We start from the raw sequence: 9,263 nt of genomic DNA on the forward strand, positions 1-9,263 counted from the left end.
ACGTCCTGGGTTTACGCTCGGGAAGGTACGAGGGAAGGTGCGCGATGCTCGCAGCGTTCGGATTCGAAAGTCTGGGTGTGGTTGTCGGCGACATGTTCTTCGTCGATCCGACTCCGCTTGAAGGTCAGGAAACACCGGAGCGGGGAGTCAGGCTGGAACTCCGCCTCATCGACCGGGCCGAGCCGCAGGGGTCGATCTACGCCGGCGTCCCGATCGCCTTCAACCGTCCGGTGTGGCGGGTGGACCTTTTCGGCTCAGCCGAGAGCCCGCCGGGCACGCTGGATCGGGCCCATCACCATCCCCGTTTCAACGGATGGGAGCCGAGCCGCCGGCATTTCGTTCCAGAGCTGTCAGCCGACCCGTTGACCTGGCTGGCCGATCAGCTGGCCGACCCGGACGCCGTGCTGGCCCGCGCGGGCGTCGATCGCGACGAGGTCAGCGACGCCGATCGACAGGGGATCGCCGCGGCGGCCCCGGAGATTGTGGCCGCGGTAAAACGGATGCTCGACGGTGTGCGGGACGGAACGTTGGCACCCGCCGCCGCCGAGCCGGTTGCCGCCGCCCGCACCGGCTGGCTCTGAGTTCCGCTGCAGCGCTGGTAATTCGGGATCTGGGCAATTCGGGAGCTAGCTCGACTTCTTGCCGCCCTTGCGCCCGGCGGCCTTCTTCTGCGACGTGTTACCGCCGCTGCCGCTCCCGCTGCTGCGGCTGCTTTGGCTGCTGCCCGCGCTCTTGCCGCCCCTGCTGGAGGCGCCGGGCGAGTTCGATATCGCGGCCGCCCGGGACTTGCTCATCCCCTTCTTGCGCAGGCCCTCATACTGTTTGTCGTTCTTGACGCTGGATCCATGATCTTTCGCCACTTTTGGACTCCTTTACATCCTGCGGCTACGTCGTGCAGGCGGAGTACCCGTTTTCCACCGCGGAGAACAACTTCCTGGGAAGTCTTGAGGCTATGGCAGGCTGAGTGTCGGTTTCCGAGGGAGGCGCGGCATGACGTATATGGGCAAGCCCTACTACCCGGTCTGGCTGGACAACCTCGCCGATGACGTCATCTTGGAAGCCGCGGCTATGGATGGCACCGCACATGGCGCTGAGGACGTTCGCTCAATCGTGGTCACCGCTCGCGAGGTATATGACAACCAGGAGTTCAGGTTCGCCGGTCTCGCTGGCGACTACGGCTTCGTTGGGGACTACACGACTGAGATCAACGGCGTACACACCAATGTTGTTGTGTGGGTCACCTTTAACGCCGCGGGGCAGACCCAGCAGGTCGTAGTGAATCACCGGCCGCGCAGTGCGCTACTGTCCTTCTCGCGGTTGATGCTTGAAAAGTTCACCGGCACGCGGCTCGCTAGGCACTGGGAAGGCACGCCATAGGGATCGGCGTCAGGCTGCCACCTTGGCGGCAAGCGCGGCCAATTTGGCGTCGAGATCCTTTGCGGCGCTGAGTGACTCGGGGTTGGGCCCCGCGCCCGCGTCCAAGGCCATCAGTGACGACGGCTTGACATAGGTCAGACTGCTGTGGCCGTCCCCCTCGTCGACGAGCAGCACCTCGACCGGGGCAAACAACCCTGCGGTCACGTCGTGGCGCAGCATCGTGATCGCGATCAGCGGGTTGCCGAGGATGACACGTAACACCTTGCGTTCGATGCCGGCCTTTTTGATCCACGCGCCATGGTCGAGCAGCCCGAACAACATGAATCCGCTTGGCCCGACATGGGGTTCGACCAGCCGTTGATACGACTGCCAGTCGTCCGCAGCCGTCGCGAAATCATTGATCGAAACTGGCTTTTCGCCGATATCGGCCAGTAGCGCTGTGACCAGTTCGTCGTAGCTCTTGGCGCTCTCGTAGCGCGCGCGCACGCCCTGGAAGGAAATTTCAGAGGGGGTCATTCTCGGCCTCCTGCGGTGGTTCCACGCGCTCGTGCACGTGGGCCGTCGGGGTGCGGTCGACCATCAGACTGAGTAGTTCGGGCCGGCTGTAGTGGCCGCTGGCGTCCATCAGGATCTTGCGGGTGTTGATCAACGAGAAGTCGAGGTCGGCCACTACCTCGCCCTCGCCGGAGCGCAGCGGCTCGCCCAGGTACTCACCCTGGGGGCTGATGATCGCCGTGAAGAAGCCACCCGAAATCGGGCCGACCGGCGCGCCCGTGTCGGCCACGATCTGCGCTCGCTGATCGTCATCGATCCATGCGGTCGCGTTGACGACGAAGGCGCCCGACTCGAGCGCGTGGTTGCGCACGCTGATCTCGGCCTGCTGCGCGAACAGGTCACCGCCGAACGATCCGGGAAACATGCCAGAGTGGATCTGCTCGCCGTCCGCGATCAGGGCATACCGCGCCAGTGGGTTGTAGTGCTCCCAACAGGCCAACTGCCCGATTCGACCGACCGCGCTGTCGACCGCGCGCAGCCCGCTGCCGTCGCCCTGTCCCCAGATCATCCGCTCGTGGTAGGTCGGCGTGGTCTTGCGCCGGCGCTGAATCAGGGTGCCGTCGGCGTCGAACAGCAACTGGGTGTTGTACAGCGAACCGCCGTCACGCTCGTTGACCCCGATGGACACCACCATGTGGGCGTCCCGCGCAGCCGCACCGATCGCGGCGACCGCCGGCGACGGTATCGTCACCGCCTGATTCATCAATTTCAGTTGTTCCGAACGCATTTCGAACGGACGCTGGACGAAGGAGAAGTACGGATAATACGGGACCACCGTCTCGGGGAAGGTCGCGAACTGCACGTCCTGGCGGGCGAGCTGTTCGATCTTGGCAACCACCCGGTCCACGGTGCCCTCCCGGCTGTACAGCACTGGGCTGAGTTGGACTGCGGCGGCACGTATTACGGTCATTACAGCTTTCCTGTCCGCCTGTCTTCGCCGATCTTGAGAATCGGAGTCCGGTTGTCCGGTTGAACCCTATCCCAAAGGCCGCCCTTGCCCAGCTCTCGTCCCCGCTGGTCCTCTCGCCTCAACCACTCCTCGGCGCTACTGATCCGATTCGGGTGGATCTCGTCGAGCAAGGCGTAATCACGCGTAATGACTTCGTGCTTCCACAGATTCCAGAACCCTGTGAAGTTGTCGCGAATGCTCATGGTGCTCTTGTCATTTGGGTCGGCGTTGTACCCGGCAGGCGCCTGTGCGGCCGCGCTCATCGGACCGGTGCGCCAGTACTCGTCCAGGTCGGTGTCGATGTATCGTGCCGGATGCCCGGTGACCTTCTCGAACGCCGCGGCGAGGTCGGCATAGCGGACCTGGTCGATGGCTACCTCGAGATCCATGCCGTTCGCCCGCTCTCGATGGTCGAAAAGCCAGCGGACGTAATACCCGCAGTCCTCGAGTGACACGTGCGGCACGGCGCCCTCACCGAGCGGGACTCGCCACGTCACGACGCCGTCCTCCACGGTGGGTGTCATGGGTGTCCCGGGCGAGATCACCATTTCGATGTACGGGCCGGTCGTGAAGACCGCCGCGCCCATCCGGTAGCGATTCGCCTGGTTCTGGAACAAGATCCACTCGCCCACGCGGCCCTTGCCGTCGTAGTGGCCGGTGCGGAATCTCGAGTCATAGCCCGACTTCTTGAGCCCGTAGTCGAGGTTGCCGTACACGAAGAACTTGACGCCTTCTTCGATGGCGATCTCGTAAGCGCGGATCGCCCAGTAGATCTCGGTCTTTTCGCCGGTGTTGAACCCGTCGATGTTGACGAATGCGCCGTCGGCGCCGCGGAATCCTTCCCGCAGGACCTCCTCGTCGGCGAAGGTGCCTTCCAGGATGGAGACGTTGCCGAGTTCGAGAAGTTCCTTGGCACGCCGGGAGGCGGGATCACGGCTGAGGACTCGAACGGAGTACTTCTTGTCGGCGACCAGGGCGCGAACGATGGGGATGCCCTGGGCCCCGGTGCCGCCTATGACAAAGATCTTGGACATGTTGGTGGCCTCCGCTCTCACAGCCGCTCGATGATGGTGGCGTTGGCCATGCCGCCGCCCTCGCACATCGTCTGCAGGCCGTACCGACCGCCGCGCTGCTCCAGCGCGTTGACCAGCGTGGTCATGATGCGGGCACCGCTGGCGCCCAGCGGGTGGCCGATCGCGATGGCGCCCCCGTTGACGTTGGTCTTCGCCAGATCCGCGCCGGTGTCGGCCGCCCATGCGAGTACGACGGGTGCAAAGGCCTCGTTGACCTCGAACAGGTCGATGTCGGCCAGCGTTAGCCCGGCGCGATGCAGCACCTTCTCGGTAGCGGGGATGACGCCCGTCAGCATGTACAGCGGATCCGAGCCCACCACGGTGGTGGTGTGGATCCGGGCCAGCGGGCGCAGGCCGAGCTTGCGGGCCACCTCGCTGGTGGTGATCAGAACCGCGGCGCTGCCGTCGGAGAGCGGCGACGAGTTTCCGGGCGTGATCTCCCAATTGATCTGCGGGAAGCGGTCTTTCATCGCCTCGCTGTAGAACGCGGGCTGCAGCGTGGCCAGCGTCTCGACGGTGGTGGCGGGCCGGATGATCTCGTCGTACTCCAGCCCGGCGATCGGGATCAGCTCGTTGTCGAAGAGTCCGTCCTTGGTGGCACGGGCGGCCTTCTCATGGCTGGCCGCGGAGAATTCGTCGAGCTGGGTGCGCGAGAAGCCCCACTTCGCCGCGATGAGTTCGGCGCTGATGCCCTGCGGCACCAGGCCGTCGGGGTAGCGCGCCGCCATGTCGTTGCCGAACGGATTGCTGCCCGGCAGTACCGAGCTGCCCATCACGACCCGGCTCATCGACTCCACGCCGCCGGCGATCACGATGTCGTAGGCGCCGGCGAGCACGCCCTGGGCGGCGAAGCTGATGGCCTGCTGGCTGCTGCCGCACTGCCGGTCGACCGTGGTACCGGGGACCGACTCCGGGAAACCGGCTCCCAGCAAGGCATTACGGGCGATGTTGACGGCCTGGTCGCCGACCTGGGTGACCGCACCCGCGATGACGTCGTCGATCTGCACCGGGTCCACGCCGGTGCGTGCCACCAGTTGGCGCAGGCTGTGCGCCAGCAGGTCCGCGGGCAGTACGTCGTGCAACGCGCCGCTGGCCTTGCCCTTCCCGATGGGGGTTCGGACGGCGCCGACGATGACGGCGTCGCGGCCTTGATAGCCGGTCATGGCTCCTCCTTGAGTACAGAATCTTGAGTCCAGAATCTCGAGTCCAGAAGCTAGGTATTGCTAGCTGTACCTAGGTAAACATCTGGGTATAGTAAAAGCAACCCAGATCGAGAGGTGATTTGCGTGACATTTCTGCAGGGGGTGCTGGCCGACCGCGACAAATGGTCGCCGGTGGGAGAGTGCTCCATCGAGAAGACGATGGCGGTGCTCGGCACCAAGTCGGCGATGCTCATCATGCGCGAGGCGTACTACGGCACCACCCGGTTCGACGACTTCGCGCGCCGGGTCGGCATCACCAAGGCGGCCACCTCGGCGCGGCTGGCCGAACTGGTCGACCTCGGGCTACTGGCGCGGCGGCCCTACCGCGAACCAGGGCAACGCGGCCGCGACGAGTACGTCCTCACCGAGGCCGGCATCGACTTCATGCCGGTGGTATGGGCGATGTTCGAGTGGGGGAGACACCACCTGCCCGGACGGAACCGCCTGCGGCTGGTTCACCAGGGCTGCGGTGCCGAGGCAAGCGTGGAAATCCGTTGCGCCGAAGGGCATCCGGTGCCGCCCGACGAGCTCGGCATGCGATTGGTCAAGCCTGGTTGAGCACCGCAAGCAGCCGTCGGGCCGCCGCGACGCGGCGAACGGCGGGCCCGGACAGGCTGTCCAGCGCGCATTCGGGATCGGCCGGCGGCCCCAGGTGACCACAGCCGCGGGGGCAGTCGGCAATCGCCTCCGCCAGATCCGAGAACGCCAGCAGCACGTCGTCCGGCTGAATATGCGCCAGCCCGAAGGAACGGATCCCCGGCGTGTCGATCACCCAGCCGGAGCCCTGCAGCGGCTCGCCCAATGGAAGAGCCACGGACTGCGTCGAGGTGTGTCGCCCCCTGCCGATATCGGTGACCTCGCCGACGGCCCGATCCGCCTCGGGCACAAGGCGATTCACCAGCGTCGACTTGCCGACCCCGGAATGCCCGAGCAGCACCGTGATCTTGCCGGCGAGCAGGTCCGCGACCGCGAGCAGGGGATCGTCGCGGCCCGCGGCGACCACCGTCAGGTCCAGGTCCACGAACTGCCGCTCGAACGGCTCGGGTGGGGCCAGGTCGGTCTTGGTCAGGCAGAGAATCGGTGCCAGCCCGCCGGCGTAGGCGGCGATCAGCGTCCGGTCGACCAGACCGGTGCGTGGCGGCGGGTCCGCCATGGCCACCACGATCAGCAGTTGGTCGGCGTTGGCGACCACGACTCGCTCGGTGGGATCGGTGTCATCGGCGGTGCGCCGCAACACCGTTCGCCGCTCGCCGCGGCGCACGATGCGGGCCAGGGTGTCCGGCCGGCCGGACAGGTCGCCGACCAAATCGACATCGTCGCCGACGACGATCGGCGTGCGACCCAGCTCGCGGGCCCGCATGGCGGTCACCCGGCGTTCGGGGCTGCCGCCCAGCACACATCCCCAGCGGCCGCGATCGACACTGACCACCATCGCGGCCTCTGCATCGGCATGCTGCGGACGAGTCTTGGTCCGGGGTCGCGATCCCCGGCCGGACCGGACTTTGACGTCGGACTCGTCGTAGTCGCCGGGCCTCAACCGCTGGAACCCTCGAGCATGCGCGCCCACAGCCGCGGGAACTCCGGCAATGTCTTTGTCGTGGCGCCGATGTCGTCCACCTGAACTCCGGCGACCCGCAACCCGATGATCGCGCCGGCCATCGCCATGCGGTGATCGGCGTAGGCGCGCCAGGTGCCGGCCCGCAGCGGCGTCGCGGTGATCACCAGGCCGTCGGGGGTTTCGGCGCAGTTGCCCCCCAGGCGGTTGATCTCGGCGCTCAGCGCGGCGAGCCGATCCGTCTCGTGCCCGCGCAAATGGGCGATGCCGGAGAGGCGTGACACCGAGCCCGGGTTCGCCAGCGCCGCCAGCGCGGCCACCGATGGTGTCAGCTCGCCCACGGCGCGCAGGTCGACGTCCAACCCGTCGTAACCCGACGAGCCTCGCACCTCCAGGTATGAATCAGTGTGGGTGACAACGGCATTCAGCTTCGCGAAGACGTCCAGGATGTTGTCGGCGGGTTGCACGCTGTGGGCGGGCCAGCCGGTGATGCGCACCGTTCCGCCGCTGACCACGGCGGCGGCCAGGAACGCGACGGCGTTCGTCAGGTCGGGTTCGACGTCCCAGTGTCGGGCCGCGACTACGCCCGCGCGCACCCGCCAGCGGTTCGTGACCGAGTCGTCGACGTCGACGCCGGCCTGCCGCAGCATCTGCACCGTCATCGCGATGTGCGGCGCCGAGGGCAGTGCCGAACCGGTGTGCTGGATTGTCAGGCCGTCGGTGAACGACGCGGCGCACAACAGCAGGCCCGACACGAACTGCGACGACGCCGAGGCGTCGATCGCGACGGTGCCGCCGGCGACCGACCCGGTGCCCTGCACCCGGAAAGGCAGGCCGGTCCCGTCGATCCGGACGCCGAGACCTCTCAGCGCGTCCAGCAGGGGTGTGATCGGCCGGACCCGGGCTTGCTCGTCGCCGTCGAAATCCACCGGCGAGTCGGCCAGCGCCGCCAACGGCGGAACGAACCGCAGGACCGTGCCCGCCAGGCCGCAGTCCACCCGGGCGCCCGGGCCCGGGGCGATGCGGCCGCCGACGGTCAGTTCGGAACCGTCCCCCTCGACGGACAAACCCAGGGTCCGCAGCGCCCCGATCATCAGGTCGGTATCCCGGCTGCGCAGCGCCCCGCCGATGGTCGACGAGCCTTGGTTCTGTGCGGCCGCGAGCCCCGCGAGCAGCAGCGCCCGGTTGGTCTGTGACTTCGAGCCGGGAACGGTCACGGTCGCGTGCACCGGCGCCGTCGCCTCGGGGGCCGTCCAGGTCGTCACTGGTACATCATCGCTTGTGACCGCGTTCTGCCACCATGGGTGGTATGTGCGGACGGTTTGCGGTTACGACGGATCCGGCCAAGCTGGCCGAGAAGATCAAGGCGATCGACGAGGCCACGGGCGCGGCGTCCGATGCTAAGACGCCCGATGCTAAGACGTCCGATGCTAAGACGCCCGATGCAAAGACGTCCGATGTTGGCAGGCCCAACTACAACGTGGCGCCCACCTCAACGATCGCCACGGTCGTCACCCGCCACAGCGAGCCCGACGACGAACCGACCCGGCGCGTCCGGCTCATGCGGTGGGGGTTGATCCCGCCATGGGTCAAAGCCGGCCCCGACGGTGCACCAGAGAACAAGGGCCCGCTGTTGATCAACGCCCGGGCCGACAAGGTCACAACCTCGCCCGCGTTTCGCGGTTCGGCCAAGGGCAAGCGCTGCCTGGTGCCGATGGACGGCTATTACGAGTGGCGCGTGAACGCCGATGGTGCGGGCGGAAAGAAGTCGAGCAAGACGCCGTTCTACATGTACCGCGGCGACGGGGAGCCGCTGTTCGCTGCGGGCCTGTGGTCGGTGTGGAAACCCGCGAAAGACGCTGCGCCGCTGCTGAGTTGCACGATCATCACCACCGACGCCGTGGGCGAGCTCGCCGAGATCCACGACCGGATGCCGTTGATGCTTGCTCCAGCGGACTGGGACGCCTGGCTGGATCCCGATGCCGCCCTTGACCCCGAATTCCTCACCCGCCCGCCGGATGCCGGCGACATCGAGCTGCGTCAGGTGTCCACACTGGTCAACAACGTTCGGAACAACGGTCCTGAGCTGCTCGCGCCGGCCGATCCGGAAACTGGGCAGCCGATCCTGCTATAGCGGCGCGCTATGCCGCGTCGTCGTCGGCGGCGTGGTCGTCGGCGGCGTCGTCGTTGTGCAGGAGTTTTTCGGGGTGCCAGTAGGTGTTGGTTCGGGGTTGGCCCCGTTCGAGGTGTGGGGGCGGGATCCATTCGGTTTCGCCCTTGGCGTTCTTGCGGGTGCTCCAACCCTCGGGTTGGACGATGTGGTGTTGGGTGGGGCAGCCGAAGGTGAGGTTGTTGACGTCGGTGCAGCCACAGGTGGCGTAGCCGACCACGTGGTGGACTTCGCTGTAGTAGCCGGGCACGGTGCAGCCGGGTGCGGTGCAGCCACGATCCTTGGCGTACAACACGATTCGTTGTGCGGGGGAGGCCAGGCGTTTGGTGTGATACAGCGCCAGGGTCTTGCCCTTGTCGAAGATGGCCAGGTAGTGCCGCGC

Annotated in this window: 12 protein-coding genes; 4 read left to right on the forward strand and 8 right to left on the reverse strand. The window is 66.7% G+C overall.

The features are described from left to right. Window positions 1-44: 44 nt before the first annotated feature. Window positions 45-581, forward strand: coding sequence for a hypothetical protein (locus A5744_RS00910; protein ID WP_076057718.1), 537 nt, complete (start codon window positions 45-47; stop codon window positions 579-581). Window positions 582-626: 45 nt separating this feature from the next. On the opposite strand, the gene A5744_RS00915 is transcribed toward A5744_RS00910, so the two are convergent. Beyond that, window positions 627-860: a hypothetical protein gene (locus A5744_RS00915; protein ID WP_076057719.1), complete on the reverse strand. Its 234-nt coding sequence runs from the start codon at window positions 858-860 to the stop codon at window positions 627-629. Between the two features lie 130 nt (window positions 861-990). Here A5744_RS00915 and A5744_RS00920 point away from each other — a divergent pair, with 130 nt between their 5' ends. After that, window positions 991-1,377 carry a hypothetical protein gene (locus A5744_RS00920; protein ID WP_076057720.1) on the forward strand — a complete coding sequence of 129 codons (387 nt, stop codon included), beginning with the start codon at window positions 991-993 and terminating at the stop codon, window positions 1,375-1,377. A 9-nt stretch (window positions 1,378-1,386) separates the two neighbouring features. On the opposite strand, the gene A5744_RS00925 is transcribed toward A5744_RS00920, so the two are convergent. The 4 genes from A5744_RS00925 to A5744_RS00940 are packed head-to-tail and all read right to left on the reverse strand — an operon-like array spanning window position 1,387 to window position 5,117. After that, window positions 1,387-1,893 carry a DUF302 domain-containing protein gene (locus A5744_RS00925; RefSeq protein ID WP_076057721.1) on the reverse strand — a complete coding sequence of 169 codons (507 nt, stop codon included), beginning with the start codon at window positions 1,891-1,893 and terminating at the stop codon, window positions 1,387-1,389. Continuing rightward, window positions 1,880-2,842, reverse strand: coding sequence for a nitrilase-related carbon-nitrogen hydrolase (locus A5744_RS00930; protein ID WP_076057722.1), 963 nt, complete (start codon window positions 2,840-2,842; stop codon window positions 1,880-1,882). Before A5744_RS00930 ends, A5744_RS00925 begins: the two co-directional genes overlap by 14 nt. Further along, a complete protein-coding gene (locus A5744_RS00935; RefSeq protein ID WP_076057723.1) occupies window positions 2,842-3,936 on the reverse strand; it encodes an NmrA family NAD(P)-binding protein in 1,095 nt (364 codons plus the stop codon). Before A5744_RS00935 ends, A5744_RS00930 begins: the two co-directional genes overlap by 1 nt. Further along, a complete protein-coding gene (locus A5744_RS00940; RefSeq protein ID WP_076057724.1) occupies window positions 3,933-5,117 on the reverse strand; it encodes a thiolase family protein in 1,185 nt (394 codons plus the stop codon). The genes A5744_RS00935 and A5744_RS00940 overlap by 4 nt, the downstream gene beginning before the upstream one ends. Window positions 5,118-5,240: 123 nt before the next feature. Here A5744_RS00940 and A5744_RS00945 point away from each other — a divergent pair, with 123 nt between their 5' ends. Then, complete coding sequence (locus tag A5744_RS00945) at window positions 5,241-5,714, forward strand: helix-turn-helix domain-containing protein (RefSeq protein ID WP_076057741.1); 474 nt, start codon at window positions 5,241-5,243, stop codon at window positions 5,712-5,714. Here the strand turns inward: A5744_RS00945 and rsgA are convergent. Together rsgA and aroA are read right to left on the reverse strand one after the other, a co-directional pair. Continuing rightward, complete coding sequence (gene rsgA / locus A5744_RS00950) at window positions 5,701-6,693, reverse strand: ribosome small subunit-dependent GTPase A (RefSeq protein WP_076057740.1); 993 nt, start codon at window positions 6,691-6,693, stop codon at window positions 5,701-5,703. The two genes, A5744_RS00945 and rsgA, sit on opposite strands and share 14 nt — an antisense overlap. After that, entirely contained in the window at window positions 6,690-7,976 is a 1,287-nt protein-coding gene (gene aroA, locus A5744_RS00955; RefSeq protein ID WP_076057725.1) for a 3-phosphoshikimate 1-carboxyvinyltransferase, read from the reverse strand. The genes rsgA and aroA overlap by 4 nt, the downstream gene beginning before the upstream one ends. A 44-nt stretch (window positions 7,977-8,020) precedes the next feature. Here aroA and A5744_RS00960 point away from each other — a divergent pair, with 44 nt between their 5' ends. Next, on the forward strand, window positions 8,021-8,845 hold the full coding sequence (locus A5744_RS00960; protein ID WP_076057726.1) for an SOS response-associated peptidase: 825 nt from the start codon (window positions 8,021-8,023) through the stop codon (window positions 8,843-8,845). Between the two features lie 7 nt (window positions 8,846-8,852). Here the strand turns inward: A5744_RS00960 and A5744_RS00965 are convergent. Further along, a partial coding sequence (locus A5744_RS00965) for an HNH endonuclease signature motif containing protein (RefSeq protein ID WP_139331186.1) occupies window positions 8,853-9,263 on the reverse strand: 411 nt, incomplete at its 5' end.

Origin of the sequence: Mycobacterium sp. IS-1264 (assembly GCF_001954195.1) — a bacterium.
GTDB lineage: Bacteria > Actinomycetota > Actinomycetes > Mycobacteriales > Mycobacteriaceae > Mycobacterium.

Excerpts from the sequence above, each read along its gene's own strand:
- A5744_RS00910 (WP_076057718.1), top strand. The coding sequence starts at position 45 with ATGCTCGCAGCGTTCGGATTCGAAAGTCTGGGTGTGGTTGTCGGCGAC.
- A5744_RS00920 (WP_076057720.1), top strand. The coding sequence starts at position 991 with ATGACGTATATGGGCAAGCCCTACTACCCGGTCTGGCTGGACAACCTC.
- A5744_RS00925 (WP_076057721.1), bottom strand. The coding sequence starts at position 1,893 with ATGACCCCCTCTGAAATTTCCTTCCAGGGCGTGCGCGCGCGCTACGAG.
- A5744_RS00930 (WP_076057722.1), bottom strand. The coding sequence starts at position 2,842 with ATGACCGTAATACGTGCCGCCGCAGTCCAACTCAGCCCAGTGCTGTAC.
- A5744_RS00960 (WP_076057726.1), top strand. The coding sequence starts at position 8,021 with ATGTGCGGACGGTTTGCGGTTACGACGGATCCGGCCAAGCTGGCCGAG.
- A5744_RS00940 (WP_076057724.1), bottom strand. The coding sequence starts at position 5,117 with ATGACCGGCTATCAAGGCCGCGACGCCGTCATCGTCGGCGCCGTCCGA.